This window comes from Streptomyces sp. NPDC088553 (assembly GCF_044752965.1).
In the GTDB taxonomy this organism is placed as follows: Bacteria; Actinomycetota; Actinomycetes; order Streptomycetales; family Streptomycetaceae; genus Streptomyces.
The window spans coordinates 33,351-51,842 of record NZ_JBIVMG010000011.1; the positions used below are offsets into that span (position 1 = coordinate 33,351).

General features: G+C 73.0%; 16 protein-coding genes. 4 read left to right on the forward strand and 12 right to left on the reverse strand.

Annotated features, from left to right (window positions below):
- Positions 1 to 4: 4 nt before the first annotated feature.
- The 8 genes from ACIP8Z_RS31150 to rimP form a co-directional block, all read right to left on the reverse strand.
- A complete protein-coding gene (locus ACIP8Z_RS31150; protein WP_402089451.1) occupies positions 5 to 3,634 on the reverse strand; it encodes a trypsin-like peptidase domain-containing protein in 3,630 nt (1,209 codons plus the stop codon).
- Between the two features lie 224 nt (positions 3,635 to 3,858).
- Positions 3,859 to 4,758 carry a tRNA pseudouridine(55) synthase TruB gene (gene truB / locus ACIP8Z_RS31155; RefSeq protein WP_383863063.1) on the reverse strand — a complete coding sequence of 300 codons (900 nt, stop codon included), beginning with the start codon at positions 4,756 to 4,758 and terminating at the stop codon, positions 3,859 to 3,861.
- A complete protein-coding gene (gene rbfA, locus ACIP8Z_RS31160; protein WP_319320118.1) occupies positions 4,755 to 5,195 on the reverse strand; it encodes a 30S ribosome-binding factor RbfA in 441 nt (146 codons plus the stop codon). The genes truB and rbfA overlap by 4 nt, the downstream gene beginning before the upstream one ends.
- A gap of 31 nt (positions 5,196 to 5,226) precedes the next feature.
- A complete protein-coding gene (locus ACIP8Z_RS31165) occupies positions 5,227 to 5,520 on the reverse strand; it encodes a DUF503 domain-containing protein (protein ID WP_030322425.1) in 294 nt (97 codons plus the stop codon).
- Between the two features lie 148 nt (positions 5,521 to 5,668).
- On the reverse strand, positions 5,669 to 8,779 hold the full coding sequence (gene infB, locus ACIP8Z_RS31170; protein ID WP_319320116.1) for a translation initiation factor IF-2: 3,111 nt from the start codon (positions 8,777 to 8,779) through the stop codon (positions 5,669 to 5,671).
- A gap of 146 nt (positions 8,780 to 8,925) precedes the next feature.
- Positions 8,926 to 9,207: a YlxR family protein gene (locus tag ACIP8Z_RS31175; RefSeq protein WP_187622975.1), complete on the reverse strand. Its 282-nt coding sequence runs from the start codon at positions 9,205 to 9,207 to the stop codon at positions 8,926 to 8,928.
- A gap of 74 nt (positions 9,208 to 9,281) precedes the next feature.
- Entirely contained in the window at positions 9,282 to 10,277 is a 996-nt protein-coding gene (nusA, locus tag ACIP8Z_RS31180) for a transcription termination factor NusA (RefSeq protein ID WP_030322420.1), read from the reverse strand.
- Positions 10,278 to 10,279: 2 nt separating this feature from the next.
- Positions 10,280 to 10,786, reverse strand: coding sequence for a ribosome maturation factor RimP (gene rimP, locus ACIP8Z_RS31185; RefSeq protein WP_055604101.1), 507 nt, complete (start codon positions 10,784 to 10,786; stop codon positions 10,280 to 10,282).
- A gap of 179 nt (positions 10,787 to 10,965) precedes the next feature.
- Between rimP and ACIP8Z_RS31190 the strand changes: the two genes are divergently transcribed.
- From ACIP8Z_RS31190 to ACIP8Z_RS31205, 4 genes are read left to right on the forward strand one after another with little or no spacing between them, the layout of a single operon-like run.
- Positions 10,966 to 11,544: a hypothetical protein gene (locus tag ACIP8Z_RS31190; protein WP_402089455.1), complete on the forward strand. Its 579-nt coding sequence runs from the start codon at positions 10,966 to 10,968 to the stop codon at positions 11,542 to 11,544.
- Positions 11,541 to 11,957, forward strand: coding sequence for a ferritin-like domain-containing protein (locus tag ACIP8Z_RS31195; RefSeq protein WP_402089457.1), 417 nt, complete (start codon positions 11,541 to 11,543; stop codon positions 11,955 to 11,957). The genes ACIP8Z_RS31190 and ACIP8Z_RS31195 overlap by 4 nt, the downstream gene beginning before the upstream one ends.
- A gap of 31 nt (positions 11,958 to 11,988) precedes the next feature.
- Positions 11,989 to 12,888 carry an aminoglycoside phosphotransferase family protein gene (locus ACIP8Z_RS31200; protein WP_402089459.1) on the forward strand — a complete coding sequence of 300 codons (900 nt, stop codon included), beginning with the start codon at positions 11,989 to 11,991 and terminating at the stop codon, positions 12,886 to 12,888.
- Between the two features lie 45 nt (positions 12,889 to 12,933).
- Positions 12,934 to 13,878, forward strand: coding sequence for a slipin family protein (locus tag ACIP8Z_RS31205; RefSeq protein WP_402089461.1), 945 nt, complete (start codon positions 12,934 to 12,936; stop codon positions 13,876 to 13,878).
- A 79-nt stretch (positions 13,879 to 13,957) separates the two neighbouring features.
- Here ACIP8Z_RS31205 and ACIP8Z_RS31210 read toward each other — a convergent pair whose 3' ends face one another.
- The 4 genes from ACIP8Z_RS31210 to ispG form a co-directional block, all read right to left on the reverse strand.
- Entirely contained in the window at positions 13,958 to 15,661 is a 1,704-nt protein-coding gene (locus ACIP8Z_RS31210; RefSeq protein WP_402089463.1) for a proline--tRNA ligase, read from the reverse strand.
- Between the two features lie 69 nt (positions 15,662 to 15,730).
- Complete coding sequence (locus ACIP8Z_RS31215) at positions 15,731 to 16,276, reverse strand: GNAT family N-acetyltransferase (protein WP_402089465.1); 546 nt, start codon at positions 16,274 to 16,276, stop codon at positions 15,731 to 15,733.
- Positions 16,277 to 16,304: 28 nt separating this feature from the next.
- Positions 16,305 to 17,150, reverse strand: a complete 846-nt coding sequence (locus ACIP8Z_RS31220) for a GNAT family N-acetyltransferase (RefSeq protein WP_402089467.1) — start codon at positions 17,148 to 17,150, stop codon at positions 16,305 to 16,307.
- A 183-nt stretch (positions 17,151 to 17,333) separates the two neighbouring features.
- Positions 17,334 to 18,491, reverse strand: a complete 1,158-nt coding sequence (gene ispG, locus ACIP8Z_RS31225; RefSeq protein ID WP_030322406.1) for a flavodoxin-dependent (E)-4-hydroxy-3-methylbut-2-enyl-diphosphate synthase — start codon at positions 18,489 to 18,491, stop codon at positions 17,334 to 17,336.
- Position 18,492 lies beyond the last annotated feature (1 nt).

Here is an 18,492-nt window from a genome sequence, read left to right on the forward strand (position 1 = left end):
CCGATTACGCAGGTCTAAGACTGCCATGCCCACGGCCATCGGTTCGCATCGGCATGGAAGTGCCGTGGCTCCGCAGCGCCCGGAGGGTCTCAGGACCGAGCAGCGGCGCCCACGCGGCGGGGTCGCCGACCGTCCAGCGGGCGAGCAGGGTGGCGAACGCGGGCCGCGCGCGAACGTGTCCCGCGAGGGCCGGGTCGAGCAGCCTCGTGCCTTCGGGCGTACGGGCCCACAGGGCGCCGACCCGGTGGGTGAGCGCCCGGGTGCGCGGCTCGCTGCGCCGCTCGGCGCCCTCCGCGGCGGCCTCCAGGAGGGCGGCCAGGACGGTGAACTCCCCCGTCTCGGCCTCGTACCGCTCGTGCTCCAGGAGTACGTCGAGGAGTTCGGCCCGCAGATGCCGGGAGGCGCCGGTTCCGGGCGCGGCGAGAACGGGGGCGAGGGCGCGGCGGACCGGCGCGGGGCGGCCCCGGATCAGGCCGGAGACCAGCGGGAAGAGGACGGCCCGGGCGGCCGGGCCGTACTCGAAGCGCCGGTCGACGAAGTCGGCCACGTGCCCGGCGCCCTCGGGGTGGCGGGCGACGTAGCCGCGGACGAGGGAGGCCACCCGGCGGGCGAGCGCGGGCGCGTCGACGTCGGCGAGCGCCCGCAGGGCGGCGGCGGGCGCTTCGCCCGTGCCGTCCAGCCGGGCCCCGAGGGCGGCGAGGACCGGTCCGGGGTCGGCCGCGAGGGCTTCGACGAGTGCGCCCGCGGGCACCCGGGGCTCGGCGAGCGCGCGGGGCAGGTGGCGGTCCCGGGTGTGCGGGTCACGGATCAGCAGGCCGAGGGCGGCGCCGTGGAGGCTCTGGTCGCCGGGGCGGGCGAGCAGGGCCAGGGCGGCGAAGCGGAGGAGTTCCCGGTCGGCGGGGCGGGTGGCGTGACCGGCGACGAGATGCCCGTACGTGGCGGCCGCGACGCGTCGTTCCGGGCGCCCGTCGTCGTGGGCCCAGCGGTCGACGGCCCGGCAGACGGCGGAGGGCTCGTCCTCGGCGAGGGCGGCGAGGAGGCCGTCGGCGAGCGGGTGGGCGGTGGCGACGAGCGCCTCGCACAGATCGTCGACGGCGAGCGCCCGATGGGTGTGCAGGAGGGCCTGGGCGGCGGTGGCGACGGTCGCGCCGGGGGCGGCGGGGAGGGCGCGGTCGTCGCCGAACCAGCGGCAGAGCAGCGGCTGCACGCCCCGGGGGTCGGCGGCGAGCATCCCGGCGACGGCGGCGAGGGCCCGCTCGGCACCGGGGTGCTCGCCGGGGTCCTGGCCACGGCCCTCGTCACGGCCCTCGTCGCAGTCCTCGTGGCGGTCCTCGTGGCGGTCCTCGCCGCGCTTCTCGCCCGGCGGTGGGTCGGCGGGGACGAGCCGGCGCAGCAGATCGATGCGCTCGTCCTCCCCGAGCGGCAGGCCCAGCCAGAACGCGGGTCCGAACGCGGCGAACACCGCGTGCCGCCCGCCGCGGGCGTCGCTCCGGTGGGCGCCTGCCCCGATCCGGTCGGCGAGCTGCCGCAGGACGGGCAGGTGCGGCCGGGGGTCCGCCAGCCTCCGTACGCTCTCGCCGAACAGCCGGGCGGCCCACCAGGGCCCGTCGCCGGAGGCTCCGCCCTCCTCGTCGGCGTACCGCCCGAGGGCCTCGGCGAGCACGGCGAGCCGGGGGGCGAGGGCGGCCGGGCCGTGCTCCCGGTGGAGCAGCAGGAGCGCCTGGAGGACGGGGCCGATGCGATGGCGCGGGACCGGCGGGGGCGCCTCGTCGGGGGTCCGTTGCCGGGGGACGGAGGGCGGCGCGAGGGGGTCGGCGAGGTCGGTGGAACCGGCCGCGTCCTCGGCACCGGCGAGGGACCCCAGCCCCAGGGAGAGCAGCGCCTCCAGGGCACCGTCCAGGTCCAGGTGGGACGCCTGCACCCAGTCCGCCAGCTCCTCGTGGGCGAAGCGGTAGCCGGAGCCGGCCGGGACGAGCAGGCCTTCGGTGAGGACCGCCGAGGCCCAGCCCTCGCGCCAGGGGAAGAGCTCCTCGAAGGAGGCGCGGTCGAGGACGCCGTGCCCGGGGCCGAGGCAGCGGCGGGCCGCCTCGTGGACCTGGCCGGTGACGCGGGCGGCGAGGCGGCGTACGGCGGTGCCCGAGGGCAGGGGCCGGGAGCCGGCGGCGATCCGGACGGCGATCCGCAGGCACATCAGGTCGAGGTAGGCGGTGAAGATCTCCTCGCGCCCCGGCCGTCCGGGAACGTCCGCCGGCAGCGCGGCCCGCACCTCGGCGAGCAGCCGCAGGGCCAGCGGGTGGCGGGCGTCGGCCTCGGCGAGGTCGGTCTCCCCGAGCCCGTACCCCTCGCGCACTGCCTGGGCCTCGGCCGCGGAGTACGGCCCGAGGACGAGGGCGGCCGGCAGTCCGCCGGGCGTTCCGCCCCGGCGGCCCTCCGCCGGCCGGTGCAGCGCGGCCGGCCGGTAGAGGGCGCCCGCGCTTTCCCAGTGCTCGGGGCGGCAGGCGGTGACGAGGTGGACGTGGTGGGCACGGAGCCAGTCCTCGGTGGCGGTGGTCCAGTCGGCGAGCCGGTGGGCGAGGTGCGGCGGCATCTCCTCGGGGCCGTCGAGGACGACGAGGAGCGGGCGGCCCGCCTCGTGGGCGAGGGCGGCGGCCCGTTCGGGGGTGGCGGTGGTGGTGTCGCCGAGCGCCCCGGAGGCGGCGACGATCCGGCCGGCCTGCTGGAGTGCCCGGCCGACGGCGTCGGCGAGCGAGCGGTCCCCGGCGCGCAGGTCGGCGCCGCGCAGCCGGACGGTGGGGGCGGGCGCGACGCCCCGGGCGCGGCGGGCGCAGAGGGCGGCGAGGGCGGTGGTGCGGCCGGTGCCGGGGGTGCCGACGAGGGCGAGGACCGGCGCCTCGCCCGCCGTGAAGCGGGCGAACTCGCGGACGCACTCGGGGCGTTCGACGGGCTCGGGCCAGGGGGCGGGGTCCCGTACGGGGCCGGTGGAGGTGGCGGTGAGTTCCAGGATTCCGGCGAGGTTGAGGTCGGGGCCGTAGGCGGGGACGGTGGCCGCGTTGAGCCGGAGGAGAGCGGCGAGGGGGCCTTCGGGGCGCAGTCGCACCGCGTATCCGGCGGCCGGGCGGCCGCCGTGCAGGGCGGTGCCGAGGACGGCGAGGACGGTGCCGGTGGTGGTGTCGAGGACGGGGCCGCCGGCGGCCTGTCCGCCGAGTCGGAGGGCTTCGGCGCCCTCGGTGCCGATGGCGAGTTCGAGGGCGTCGGCGAGCGCGTGGAAGCGGTCGGTGGCGGTGTACGTGACGCCGGTGGGGCCGAGCACACGCGCCTCGCGCCAGCCGTGGGCGGCGATCCGTACGTAGGTGCCGGGTTCGATCTCGGTCCGGGTCGCGAGCGGCAGGGGCCGTACGCCGAGGCCTTCGGTCCGTACGAGCGCGAGGCCGTTCTCCGGCAGCGGGGTGACGGCCTCGGCCTCGGCGAGCCAGGTCCGGTCGCCGGGGGCGTGCAGGACGACACGGCTGAGCCCGTCGACGGCTTCGTGACTGGTGACGACCGTTCCGTGGTGGTCGGCGAGGAATCCGGTGCCGCGAGGCCGGCCCGCCAGATCGCAGATCCGCACCAGCGTCGCCAGGTCCCCGCGTCCCATGGGGTCGACGGTAGGTCGCCGGTGATCACACGGAGGACCACCAAAGGGGAACGCGCCCCCTGGCACTCCCCCCTTCACTCCGAGCGCCTCCCTGATCGGGTGATTCTTCGGCGTTCTGCCGGACAGGCTCTCGCAGGGGGAGGCACAGGGGGAAACACGTGAGGGCGGGCACGCGTGCGTGCCCGCCCTCACGTGAGCCGACGACGGGCTCCGAACCTCTCGGATCAGCCGAAGACGGCGAGGCTCTTGGCCTTGCCCCGCTGGTCCTCCACGAGCGCAAGGAGTGTCCCCCCGGGCCCGAAGACCGCGACGGGACCCGCCGGGTACTCCGGCATCTCCAGGCGGACGCCGTTGAGCAGCAGCTTGGCCCGCTTCTCGTCGACGTCCCACCGGGGGAACGCCGCCGTGGCCGCGTCCGCGACCGGCATGACCGTGAGCTCCTCCTGGAGCTGGTCGAGCGTCTTCGCCGAGTCCAGCTTGTACGGCCCGACCCGGGTGCGGCGCAGCGCGGTCAGGTGCCCGCCCACGCCGAGGCCGGCGCCGAGGTCCCGGGCGAGCGCCCGGATGTACGTACCGGAGGAGCAGACGACGGAGACGACCAGGTCGACGACGGGGGTGCCGTCCTCGGCGGTCGCCTCACGGACGTCGTACACCTGGAACGAGGAGACGGTGACCGGGCGGGCCGGGATCTCGAACTCCTCGCCGCCGCGCACGCGCGCGTACGAGCGCTTGCCGTCGATCTTGATCGCGGAGACCTTCGACGGCACCTGCATGATGGCGCCGGTCAGCTCGGCGACGCCCGCGTCGATGCCCTCGCGGGTCACCTCGGAGGCGTCGACGGAGGCCGTGATCTCGCCCTCGGCGTCGTCGGTGATCGTCGTCTGGCCCAGGCGGATGGTGCCCAGGTACTCCTTCTCGGTCAGCGCGAGGTGACCGAGGAGCTTGGTCGCCCGCTCCACGCCGAGGACGAGGACGCCGGTGGCCATGGGGTCGAGCGTGCCGGCGTGGCCGACCCGGCGGGTCTTCGCGATCCCGCGCATCTTGGCCACGACGTCGTGCGAGGTGAAGCCCGACGGCTTGTCGACGATGACAAGGCCGTCGGGCACCTTTGCTGCGTTGCTCATTCGGCGGCTTCGTCCTCGCCCGGCTTCTTGTAAGGGTCGGCGTCACCGGCGAAGGTGGCGCCCGAGGACGCCTCCCGCACCTGCTCGTCCGAGGCCCGCGCCTTGTCGAGGAGGTCCTCGATGGTCTTGGCGTTCTCCGGGAGGGCGTCGGCCACGAAGGCCAGGGTCGGCGTGAACTTGGTCCCCGCCGCGCGGCCCACGGCCGAACGGAGGATGCCCTTGGCGCTCTCCAGGCCGGCGGCGGCGCTCGCCCGCTCCTCGTCGTCGCCGTAGACCGTGTAGAAGACCGTGGCCTCCCGCAGGTCGCCGGTGACGCGGGTGTCCGTGATGGTCACGTGCGTGCCCAGGCGGGGGTCCTTGATGCCGCGCTGCAGCTTCTCGGCGACCACCTCCCGGATGAGGTCTGCCAGCTTCTTCGCCCGCGCGTTGTCGGCCACTGGTCCTTCTCCTTCTTTGCCTTGCTCAACATCAGTCTTCATCAGTGTGGAGCCTGCGGCGCACCGACAGCAGCTCCACCTCGGGGCGGGCGGCGACGAGCCGCTCGCACCGGTCCAGTACGTCGCTGAGGTGTCCCGGGTCCCCCGACACCATCGCGACGCCGATCTCGGCCCGTCGATGGAGGTTCTGGCCGCTGACCTCCGCCACGCTCACCGCGAATTTCCGCTGGAGCTCGGCGACGATCGGCTTGACGACGGAGCGTTTCTCCTTCAACGAACGAACGTCGCCGAGGAGCAGATCGAAGGACAGCGTCCCCACGTACATGTATGTCCGGATGTCCCGCCGGTTCGGGTTCGGTGTGCCCGCCGACCGCTCGGCGGGGACATCCGAAACCGTACACGCAACGGCCGGGGCCGATCGACGGAATAGTTTCCGCCGACCGGCCCCGGCTCACTGCTGCGATCGGACGCGATCAGGCGCGCGGCTTCTCGCGCATCTCGTACGTCGCGATGACGTCGTCGATCTTGATGTCGTTGAAGTTTCCGAGGTTGATACCACCCTCGAAGCCTTCGCGGATCTCGGTGACGTCGTCCTTGAAGCGGCGCAGACCGTGGATCGTGAGGTCCTCGGCGATGACCTTGCCGTCGCGGACGAGGCGCGCCTTGGTGTTGCGCTTGACCTCGCCGGAGCGGATGAGGACACCGGCGATGTTGCCCAGCTTGGACGAGCGGAAGACCTCGCGGATCTCCGCCGTACCGAGCTCGACCTCTTCGTACTCCGGCTTGAGGAGGCCCTTGAGCGCCGCCTCGATCTCCTCGATCGCCTGGTAGATGACCGAGTAGTACCGGACGTCGACGCCCTCGCGCTCCGCCATCTGCGCGGCACGGCCGGCCGCACGGACGTTGTAGCCGATGACGATGGCGTCGGAGCCCATGGCCAGGTCGATGTCCGACTCGGTCACCGCACCCACACCGCGGTGCAGGACGCGGATGTCGACCTCTTCGCCGACGTCGAGCTGGAGCAGCGAGGCCTCCAGGGCCTCGACCGCACCGGACGCGTCGCCCTTGATGATGAGGTTGAGTTCCTGGACGAGACCGGCCTTGAGCACCTTGTCGAGGTCCTCGAGGGACACCCGGCGGACGCGCTTGGCGAAGGCGGCGTTGCGCTCACGCGCAGCGCGCTTCTCGGCGATCTGACGGGCCGTACGGTCCTCGTCGACAACCAGGAGGTTGTCGCCGGCACCCGGGACGTTGGTGAGACCCAGGACCAGGACGGGAGTCGACGGGGTCGCCTCCTCGACGTTGTTGCCCTTGTCGTCGAGCATCGCCCGGACACGGCCGTACGCGTCGCCGACCACCACGGTGTCGCCGATGCGCAGCGTTCCGCGCTGGACCAGGACGGTGGAGACGGCACCGCGACCACGGTCGAGGTGGGACTCGATCGCAATACCCTGCGCGTCCTGGTTCGGGTTGGCCCGCAGATCGAGCGAGGCGTCGGCGGTGAGGACGACGGCCTCGAGCAGGGAGTCGATGTGCAGACCCTGCTTGGCGGAGATGTCGACGAACATCGTGTCGCCGCCGTACTCCTCGGCCACCAGACCGAACTCGGTCAGCTGACCGCGGACCTTGGTCGGGTCCGCACCCTCGACGTCGATCTTGTTGACCGCGACGACGATCGGGACGCCGGCGGCCTTGGCGTGGTTGAGCGCCTCGATCGTCTGCGGCATGACGCCGTCGTTGGCCGCGACCACGAGGATCGCGATGTCGGTCGACTTCGCACCACGGGCACGCATGGCGGTGAACGCCTCGTGACCCGGGGTGTCGATGAAGGTGATGCGACGCTCTTCGCCGTTGACCTCGGTACCCACCTGGTAGGCACCGATGTGCTGGGTGATGCCACCGGCCTCGCCCGCGACGACGTTCGTCTTGCGGATCGCGTCGAGAAGTCGGGTCTTACCGTGGTCGACGTGACCCATGACGGTGACGACCGGCGGACGGGAGACCAGAGCCTCTTCGCCGCCCTCGTCCTCGCCGAACTCGATGTCGAAGGACTCGAGGAGCTCGCGGTCCTCTTCCTCCGGCGAGACGATCTGAACGGTGTAGTTCATCTCCTCGCCGAGCATCGTCAGCGTGTCGTCGGAGACGGACTGCGTGGCCGTGACCATCTCACCGAGGTTCATCATCACCGCGACGAGCGACGCCGGGTTGGCGCCGATCTTCTCGGCGAAGTCGGTGAGGGAGGCACCGCGCGACAGGCGAATGGTCTCGCCGTGGCCGCGAGGCAGCATCACGCCGCCCACGGACGGGGCCTGCATGGCCTCGTACTCCTGGCGCCTCTGACGCTTCGACTTGCGACCGCGACGCGCGGGACCGCCGGGACGACCGAAGGCGCCCTGCGTGCCACCACGGCCACCCGGACCGCCGGGACGGCCACCGAAGCCACCGGGACGACCGCCGAAGCCGCCGCCACCGCCGCCGGGACCACCCGGACGACCGCCGCCGCCACCGGGACCACCGGGACGACCGGCGAAGCCGCCGCCGCCACCGCCGGGACCGGCCGGACGACCGGCGAAGCCGGGACGACCGCCGCCGCCACCGCCGGGACCACCCGGACGGCCGCCGGGGCCACCGGGACCACGGCCACCGCCGCCAGGACCGGGACGCGGGCCGGCAGCGGGACGCTGCGGCATCATGCCCGGGTTGGGACGGTTACCGCCGGGCGCGCCGCCCGGACGGGGAGCCTGCGGACGAGGCATGCCACCAGGAGTGGGACGCGCGCCGCCCTGACCCTGCGGACGCGGGGCGCCGCCGGGGCCACCCTGCGGACGCGGGGCGCCCGGAGCGGCACCGGGGCCGCCGGGACGGGGAGCACCGCCACCGGGACGGGGCGTCTGCGGACGCGCCATGCCGGTGGAGCCACCCGAGGTGAAGGGGTTGTTGCCCGGACGCGGTCCGGCCGGACGGGCACCGCCCGGACGGGGAGCGCCCTGGCCCTGCGGACGCGGGGCGCCCTGGCCCTGCGGACGCGGTGCGCCCTGACCCGGACGGGCCGGACGCTCGGGGCGGTCGCCGGTGGGACGGGGTCCCTGGGCGGCGCCACCGGGGCGCTGACCGGCGGCGGGAGCCGACGGGGGCGCGGTGAACTCGGGGGCGGCCGGAGCCGGGGTGACCGGCTTGGGCGCGGGCTTCGGGCCCGGGCGGGGGCCCGAGGCGGCCGGAGCCGGAGAGGGGGTGCTGCTCGCGGGCGCGGCCGGAGTGACCGGGGCCGGCGCCGCAGGCGCGGCGGGAGCCGGCTTGGGGGCCGGGGCGCCGGGCTTGGGAGCAGCGGGACGTGCCGCGGCGGCCGGAGAAGGCGCCGCGGGCTTGGAGGGGGCGGCCTTGCGAGGCGCGCCAGGCTTGGCAGCGGTCTTGCCGGCGTTGCCGCCGGGACCCTGCAAAGCGTCAGTCAACTTGCGCACGACCGGCGCCTCGATCGTCGAGGACGCCGAACGGACGAATTCACCGAGTTCTTGGAGCTTGGCCATGACGACCTTGCTCTCCACGCCGAACTCCTTGGCGAGTTCGTATACCCGGACCTTAGCCACATCGCTCCTTTGAGGTCCGGGTTACCGCCGGACCGTCGCTACTTCATGGGCGTACTCATCGCGTACTCATCGAGTGCTCATCGCAATCTCGACCTACTTCCAACTCGCGAGGTACCTGACCGCACGGTGTTCCGTGCCGTACTTCTTCACTGCGGTGCCGGCCGTTCGACGTGGTGACGTAGTTCCGCTGTTTCGAGCGGGCCCTGGACCCTGAAGGCCCTCGGGAACGCTCGGCGGCGGACCGCCAGGTCGAGACAAGCCACGGCGGGGTGCAGGTACGCACCCCGGCCGGGCAGCGTACCGCGATGATCAGGAACGCACTCGTCCTTGTTCACCACGATCCGCAGTAGATCGCTCTTGGCCGCTCGCACCCGGCATCCCACACAGGTTCGCTCAGGGCACGCGCGGGCATGCGTCCGGCCAGACACGATTAAGTCTACCTCCCCGTACCGACCTCACCTGTTTGGGGCAAGAATCGAACAGTTGTTGGCCAAAAACGGTCTCAGTCCTCCGGACCGCTCGGCTCGGTGTCCGGACGGATGTCGATCCGCCAGCCGGTGAGGCGCGCGGCGAGGCGGGCGTTCTGGCCCTCCTTGCCGATCGCCAGCGACAGCTGGTAGTCCGGCACCGTCACACGGGCGGAACGGGCCGCCATGTCGACGACCTCGACCCGGGACACCCGCGCCGGGGAGAGCGCGTTCGCCACCATCTCGGCCGGGTCGTCCGACCAGTCGACGATGTCGATCTTCTCACCGAGCAGCTCCGCCATCACGTTGCGGACACGGCTGCCCATCGGGCCGATGCAGGCGCCCTTGGGGTTCAGGCCCGAACGGGTGGAACGAACGGCGATCTTGGTGCGGTGACCGGCCTCACGGGCGATCGCCGCGATCTCGACCGAGCCGTCGGCGATCTCCGGCACCTCAAGGGCGAAGAGCTTCTTCACCAGATTGGGGTGGGTACGCGAAAGGGTGACGGACGGACCGCGGACACCCTTCGCCACCCGGACGACGTACGTCCGCAGCCGCAGACCGTGCGTGTAGTCCTCGCCCGGCACCTGCTCCTGCACCGGAAGAATGGCCTCCAGCTTGTCGTCCAGACGGACCAGGACGTTCTTCGGGTCCTTGCCCTGCTGCACGACACCGGCGACGACGTCGCCCTCGCGGCGCGCGTACTCGCCGAACGTCACGTCGTTCTCGGCGTCCCGCAGACGCTGCTGGATCACCTGGCGGGCGGTGCTCGCCGCGATCCGGCCGAAGTCCGACGGGGTGTCGTCGAAGTCCTTGGGCTCCTGGCCCTCCTCCAGGTCGGAGGGGTCTTCCTTCGCCCACACCGTCACGTGACCGGTCTGCCGGTTCAGCTCCACGCGGGCGTGGCGGCGGGCGTCGGGGGTGCGGTGGTAAGCGATGAGGAGGGCCGACTCGATCGCCTCGACCAGCAGGTCGAAGGAGATCTCCTTCTCATTCGCCAAGCCCTTGAGCAGCTTCACGTCGATGTCCACGGCTACGCCTCCTCTTCCTTCTTGTCCTTGCGGTTGAACTCGATCTCGACACGCGCCTTGGCGATGTCGGCGAACGCGACCCGGCGGGCGGTGGGCTTGCGCCCCTTCACGCCCGGCACTTCGAGGTCGAGGCCGTCCTCGTCCACGGCCATGATCCGCGCGACCAGTTCCTCGGCGGCGCCGTCGGTGGTCAGCTGGAGCTTGGCGAGGCGGCCGGTGGCCCGTACGTAGTGGCGGTGCTCGGTCAGCGGGCGGTCGGCGCCGGGGGAGCTGACTTCGAGGACGTACTCGCCCTCGCCCATCGCGTCGGTCTCGTCGAGCTTCTCGGAGATCGCGCGGCTCAGCTCGGCACAGGCGTCCAGTTCCACGCCCTCGTCCGAATCGACGACGATCCTCAGCAGTCCGCGGCGGCCGGCCCGGGACACCTCGATCTCCTCGAGATCCAGGTCCCTCGCGTGGACGAGCGGCTCCACGAGTCCGCGCAGCCTGTCGCTCTGGGTGGTGCTCATCCGGGTGACTCCTCGGCCGCGTGTGCTGTTGTGGGTTCGTCGCGTTTTCCTCGCGTGTCAGACCAAAGGGTATCCGGTCCGGGAGGGTGTTGCCGTCCACCGCCCCGGGGCCCGCGGGTACGCTCGCCTGCGGTGATCCCGACGATCTTCGACGACGTACCACAGCTGAGGGAGAGAGCGTGACGACGACGGGCAGGCGCGCACTCCTGACGGCGGGGGTCTCGGCCGCCGCCGCGGCGGCGCTCGCGGGCTGCACCACCGCCGAGGACCCCGGTCCCCGGAAGCCGGGCGCGGCCGAGGTGGAGGCCGAACGGGTGGCGCGCGCCGAGGCCGCGCTGCGGCTGCGCTCCGTGACCGCCTCCAGGGCCCTGCTGGAACGTTACGACGCGGCGCTGGCCGCCCACCCGGCCCTCGCGCCCCGGCTGACCCCGCTGCGACGCTCCGTGGCGGCGCACGCCGAGGCGCTCGGCGAGGGCGGTACGACGGTGCGCCCGGCGACGGCCACACCGTCACCCTCCGCCACCGCTTCCGCCGGCGCCTCCGCCTCCGCCTCCGCACGGCCCACTCCTCCCCCCGTGCCCGTCGCGGCCGACCCCCGGGCGGCCCTGAACGAGCTCGCGGCCGCCGAACGCACGGCCTCCGACGCCCACACCGCCGCCCTGGTCACCGCCCCGCCCGAGTACGCGCGGCTGCTGGCCTCCGTCGCCGCCGCCGGCGCCGCCCACGCCTATCTGCTGACCGAAGGAGCCCGGGCATGAGCGCCCTCGACGCGACCCAGGCCGCGCTGGCCGCCGAACACGCGGCGGTGTACGGGTACGGGGTCGTCGGCGGCCGGATCGGTGCGGAACGGCGGGCCGAGGCCACCGCCGCGTACGAGGCGCACCGGGCACGCCGGGACACGCTGCGCCGGAGCGTGCGCGACCTCGGCGGTACTCCGGTGGCGGCGGCGGCCGCGTACGAGCTGCCCTTCCGGGTCGCGGACCCGGCCGGCGCCGTACGGCTCGCGGCCGTCCTGGAGGACCGGGTGGCCTGGGTCTACTCCGACCTCGTCCGGGCCACCGAGGGCCCTCGGCGCCGCGAGGCGGCCGCCGCGTTGCGGGAGGCGGCGGTACGCGCGGTCCGCTGGCGCGGCAGCGACGTAACCTTTCCTGGGCTCGCCGAGCGGGTCTGAGCCCCGCCCCGACCGAAGGAACAACGTACGCATGGGTTTCGAACCGCCGCAGCGACTGACCAGGACGCTCGGTGAGACGTACGGGGACGCCGCGGCGGCCGAGTGGCTCGGAAGGCTGCCCGAGCTAGCCGGTCAGGTGCTCGACCGCGCCTCCCTGGACAGCGAACGGGTGATGGCACCCGGCGGACGCAGCAGCCTGGTCGTGCTCGTCCGGCGGTCCGACGGCTCCCCCGCCGCGCTCAAGATCGCGCCCGCGTTCGCCCGGCCGGACCTGGAGCGGGACGCGCTCGCGCACTGGAACGGCTGGGGCGCGGTCCAGCTCCTCGACGAGGCCGCGGAGGGCGCGCTCGTCCTCGAACGTCTGCACCCCGAGGTCTCGCTGCGCTCGCTCCCGGAGGCGAAGGCCCTCCTGGAGGCCGCCGGGACCGTGCGCAAGCTGTGGGTCGAGCCGGCGGCGGAGCACGGCTTCGAGACGGTCGCCGAGCGGACCGCCCGGCAGGCGGAGGCGATGGCCCCCCATCTGAACGGGGCGGCGACCGCCGAGCTGACGACGGCCGCGCTCGCGGCGCGCGAGGAGCTGGTGACCGGCTCGTCGGAGACGCTGCTGCTGCACGGGAACTTCCGGCAGGGCAAGGTGCTCGGCGGTGACCGGGCGCCCTGGCTGGCCGTGGGCCCCGAGCCGCTGGTCGGTGAGCGGGCGTACGACCTCGCCCGGCTCGTACGGGACCGGGTCGAGGACCTGGTGGCCGCGTCCTCGGGCGCCTCGGCGGCCCGGCGGCGGGTCAACAAGCTGGCGGACTCCCTGGACCTGGACCGGGAGCGGCTGCGCGGCTGGACGCTGTTCCGCGCGGTCGAGTCGGGCACCCGGGCGCTGACCGCGGGGCGCCGGCAGGATGCCGAGCTGCTCCTGGAGTTCGCGAGCTGGCTGTAGGGGAATACCCTTTCTGTACCGTTCGGCTCAATCCAGGGGGCCGTGATGATCGAAGAGCTTCTGGTGGCCGCGGCCGGCGCGGCGGCGGCGATCGCCGTGTACGCGGGTGCGGCCGCGCGGGTCGTGAAGCAGTACGAGCGAGGCGTCGTCTTCCGCTTCGGGCGGCTGCGTGACGACGTGCGCACGCCCGGCTTCACGATGATCGTTCCGGGTGTGGACCGCCTGCACAAGGTGAACATGCAGATCGTCACGATGCCCGTGCCCGCGCAGGAGGGCATCACCCGGGACAACGTGACGGTGCGGGTCGACGCGGTCGTCTACTTCAAGGTCGTCGACGCGGCGGAGGCGCTGATCCGGGTCGAGGACTACAAGTTCGCGGTCTCGCAGATGGCACAGACGTCCCTGCGGTCGATCATCGGCAAGAGCGATCTCGACGACCTGCTGTCGAACCGGGAGAAGCTCAACCAGGGCCTGGAGCTGATGCTGGACTCCCCCGCGATCGGCTGGGGCGTGCAGATCGACCGGGTCGAGATCAAGGACGTCTCCCTGCCGGAGACGATGAAGCGCTCGATGGCCCGGCAGGCGGAGGCGGACCGGGAACGCCGGGCGCGGGTGATCAACGCGGACGCGGAGCTCCAGGCCTCGAAGAAGCTGGCGGAGGCGGCGGCGGTCATGTCCGACCAGCCGGCGGCGCTGCAGCTGCGGCTGCTGCAGACGGTGGTGGCGGTCGCGGCGGAGAAGAACTCGACGCTGGTCCTGCCGTTCCCGGTGGAGCTGCTGCGGTTCCTGGAGCGGTCGACGGTGGGGCCCTCGGCCCCCGCCACCGAGGCGTCCGCCGCGGGGCCGGCCGTGGCGCACGCCCCGTCGACGCCGTCGGTCAGTGACGCGTACCTGAAGGGCGCGGCCCATGCGGCGGAGGGGGTGGAGCCGGTGGGTGACCTGACGGGGGCGTCGGTGGAACCGGCACCCGCACCGCCGGAGGGCGCCTGAGCGTCCCCTGACAGGAGGGGCGGGGGCCTCGGGCCCCCGCCCCTCCTGTCAGGTCTCCCGCCGTCAGGCGGTCAGGCGGTCAGGCGGTCAGGCGGGCCAGCGCCTCGTCGACCGTCAGTTCCTCGCGGTCACCCGTCCGGCGGTCCTTCAGCTCCACGATGCCCTCGGCCGAGCGGCGGCCGGCGACCAGGATCTTCGGGACGCCCATGAGCTCCGCGTCGGTGAACTTGACGCCCGGCGAGACGCCCGCGCGGTCGTCGACCAGGACGCGGAGACCCGCGGCGGACAGCTTGTCGGAGACCTCCAGGGCCAGCTCCGTCTGGAGGGCCTTGCCCGCGGCGACGACGTGGACGTCGGCCGGGGCGACCTCGGCCGGCCAGCACAGGCCCTTCTCGTCGGCCGTCTGCTCCGCCAGCGCGGCGACGGCGCGCGAGACGCCGATGCCGTACGAGCCCATGGTCACGCGGACCGGCTTGCCGTTCTGGCCGAGGACGTCGAGCTTGAGGGCGTCGGCGTACTTGCGGCCCAGCTGGAAGATGTGGCCGATCTCGATGGCGCGGTCCAGCTTGAGGCCGGTGCCGCACGCGGGGCACGGGTCGCCCTCCTGCACGACGACGACGTCGACGTACTCCTCGACCTCGAAGTCACGGCCCGCGACGACGTTCTTCGCGTGCATGCCGTCCTTGTTGGCACCGGTGATCCACGCGGTGCCCGGCGCCACGCGCGGGTCGGCGATGTACGTGACCTTCTCCAGGCCCTGCGGGCCGACGTAGCCCCGGACGAGGTCCGCGCGCTGCGCGAAGTCCTCCTCGGTCACCAGCTCGACCGTGGCCGTCGGGCCGAAGTGCTCCTCGACCTTGTCCATGTCGACCTCGCGGTCGCCCGGGACGCCGATGGCGACGATCTCGCCGTCGACCTTCACCAGGAGGTTCTTCAGGGTGGCGGAGGCGGGCACGCCCAGCGAGGCGGCGAGCGTCTCGATGGTGGGGGTGTCGGGGGTCGGGATCTCCTCGGCGGCGGGGACCGCGGTGGCGTCGACCGGCTTCACCGCCTGGTGCACGGCCTCGGTGTTCGCCGCGAAGTCGCAGTTCGGGCAGTCGGCGAAGGTGTCCTCGCCGGCCTCGGCCGGGGCCAGGAACTCCTCGGACTTCGAGCCGCCCATCGCGCCGGCGGTGGCCGCGACGATGCGGTAGTCGAGGCCGAGGCGCTCGAAGACCCGCTGGTAGGCCTGGCGGTGCAGGGCGTAGGACTGGGCGAGGCCCTCGTCCTCCGTGTCGAAGGAGTACGAGTCCTTCATGAGGAACTCACGGCCGCGCAGGATGCCGGCGCGGGGGCGGGCCTCGTCACGGAACTTGTTCTGGATCTGGTACAGGATGACCGGCAGGTCCTTGTACGAGGAGCACTGGTCCTTGACCAGGAGCGTGAAGATCTCCTCGTGCGTCGGGCCGAGGAGGTAGTCGCCGCCCTTGCGGTCCTGGAGGCGGAAGAGCTCGGCGCCGTACTCGTCCCAGCGGCCCGTCGCCTCGTACGGCTCACGCGGCAGCAGCGCGGGGAGGGTGACCTCCTGCGCGCCGATCGCGTCCATCTCCTCGCGGACGATGCGCTCGATGTTGGAGAGGACCTTCTTGCCGAGGGGCAGCCAGCTCCAGATGCCGGCGGCGGTACGGCGCACGTAGCCGGCCCGGACGAGGAGCTTGTGGCTGAGGACCTCGGCGTCGGCCGGGTCGTCGCGCAGCGTCTTCGCCATCAACTGGGACATGCGCTGGACCGGTGCGTTGGCCATGGTTCTCGTACTCCTGCCGGGTAAGGATGATGGCCCCGAGATTAGCCGGGCCTCCCCGGGTCGGAGAAATCAGTTCCGGCGCTTGAGCGGCAGGGACGCGCCCATGACCGCGTACGGGCGGACCGCGCTCGGGAAGTGCACCTGGCGGGCGAGGTCCTGGTAGCCGAGGGAGCGGTAGAGGCCGCGGGCCGGGCTGTCGGTGTCGATCGCGGAGAGGATCGAGCGCGGCTGGGCGGACTCGTCGGTGATGGTGGTGATCAGCTCGCGGCCCACGCCGCGCCCCTGGTGGGCCGGGTGGACGTGGAGTTCGGTGATCACGAAGGAGTCGTCGAGCCAGTCGACGGTGCCGGTGGCGCGCAGATACGCCTCGACGACGGTGGACCACCAGTGGCTCCGGTCGTTGGGCATCCCGTAGACGAATCCGACGAGCTTCCCCTCGGGGGTGGTGGCCCCGTAGGCCTGTGCGCCGGGGTTCAGCAGGTGGCGCAGCACGATGTGGCGGCGTACGGCGATCTCGTCCTCGTCCAGGCCGAAGGCGAGCGCCTGCACGGCGAGTGCCTCGTCCACCCGGGCGGCGAGATTGACCGGTCCGATCATGACCTCTGCGTCATCCATGCGGCGCACCCTACAAGCGGCCGGGGCCTCAGAACAGCACGCTCATGAAGGCACCGGTCTCCTGGAAGCCGACACGGCGGTACGAGGCCCTCGCCGGGGTGTTGTAGTCGTTCACGTACAGGCTGACGACGGGTGCGACGTCCGCCAGGGCGTACTGGAGGACGGCGGCCATGCCGGACTCGGAGAGGCCCTTGCCGCGGTGCTCGGGGGCGACCCAGACGCCCTGGATCTGGCAGGCCTGGCGGGTGGCGGCGCCGATCTCCGCCTTGAAGATCACCTTGCCGTCCTCGATGCGGGCGAAGGAACGGCCGGAGCCGACCAGCTCGGCGACCCGGGCCTGGTAGAGCAGTCCGCCGTCGTTGGCGAGCGGGGAGATCCCGACCTCCTCGGTGAACATGGCCACGCACGCGGGCATGATCACCTCCATCTCGTCCTTGCGGACGCGGCGCACGAGCGGGTCGGGCGCGACGGTCACTGAGGGCTCCTCGGCGACCATCAGCGGCTGCCGGGCGCGGACGTCCCGCGCGGGGCCCCAGCTGGGCTCCAGAAGCCGCCACAGCTCGGTGGTGGGCTCGGCGGGCCCGACGATCGAGGAACAGCGCCGGCCGGTCCTGCGGGCCCGGTCGGCGAAGGCGCGCACGGCCTCGGGCGTCGCGCAGAGCGGCACGAGGTTGGCACCGGAGTAGCAGAGCGACCGCAGCCGCCCCTCGCTGTACCAGCCCCACATCTCGCCGCCGAGCCGCCAGGGATCGAGCCCGGCGACCTGGACGCGGGCGGTCACGAAGGCGTTCTCGACGGGGGCGCTCTCCAGGACGGCGAGTGCGGCGCCGAGGTCGGCGGGTTCGAGGACCCGGGTGGCGGGTTGTGTCAGCACGAGGGGGCCTCACCGTACGGTTCTACGTGGTCTCCGCACTTTACCCCTCTCGCCTGTGGCGGGGCCCTCCTCGCGCACGAAGCCCCCTCCTCCCGGGCGGGAGGAGGGGGCTTCGTGAAGAGCCGGGGCTGCGGGAGGAGCCGGGGCCGTGGGAGGAGCCGGGGCCGTGGGAGGAGCTGACGCTCAGCCCGCGACGGCGACCGACGGTTCGCCGCTGGCGACGCCGTCCTTCTCCATCTGCTCGGCGATCTTGAGGGCCTCTTCGATGAGGGTCTCGACGATCTTCGACTCGGGGACGGTCTTGATGACCTCGCCCTTCACGAAGATCTGACCCTTGCCGTTGCCGGAGGCGACGCCCAGGTCGGCCTCGCGGGCCTCGCCCGGGCCGTTGACGACGCAGCCCATGACGGCGACGCGCAGCGGGACGGTCATGCCGTCGAGGCCGGCGGTGACCTCCTCCGCGAGCTTGTAGACGTCGACCTGGGCGCGGCCGCAGGACGGGCAGGAGACGATCTCCAGGCGGCGCTGGCGCAGGTTCAGCGACTCCAGGATCTGCATGCCGACCTTGATCTCCTCGGCCGGCGGCGCGGAGAGGGAGACCCGGATGGTGTCGCCGATGCCCTGGGACAGCAGCGCGCCGAAGGCGACGGCCGACTTGATGGTGCCCTGGAAGGCCGGGCCCGCCTCGGTGACGCCGAGGTGCAGCGGGTAGTCGCACTGGGCGGCGAGCTGGCGGTAGGCCTCGACCATGATCACCGGGTCGTTGTGCTTGACCGAGATCTTGATGTCGCGGAAGCCGTGCTCCTCGAAGAGGGACGCCTCCCAGAGGGCGGACTCGACGAGCGCCTCGGGGGTGGCCCTGCCGTACTTCTTGAGCAGGCGCGCGTCGAGCGATCCGGCGTTGACGCCGATGCGGATCGGGGTGCGGGCGTCGGAGGCCGCCTTGGCGATCTCCTTGACCTTGTCGTCGAACTGCTTGATGTTGCCGGGGTTGACGCGGACGGCCGCGCAGCCGGCGTCGATCGCCGCGAAGACGTACTTCGGCTGGAAGTGGATGTCGGCGATCACCGGGATCTGCGACTTCCGCGCGATGACCGCGAGGGCGTCGGCGTCGTCCTGGGTGGGACAGGCCACGCGCACGATCTGGCAGCCGGAGGCCGTCAGCTCGGCGATCTGCTGCAGCGTGGCGCCGATGTCGGACGTGCGGGTCGTGGTCATCGACTGCACGGAGACGGGTGCGTCACCGCCGACGGCCACGCTGCCGACCTGGATCTGGCGGCTCTTGCGCCGCTCGGCGAGCCGGGTCGGGACGGTCGGGATACCGAGAGAAATCGCGGTCATC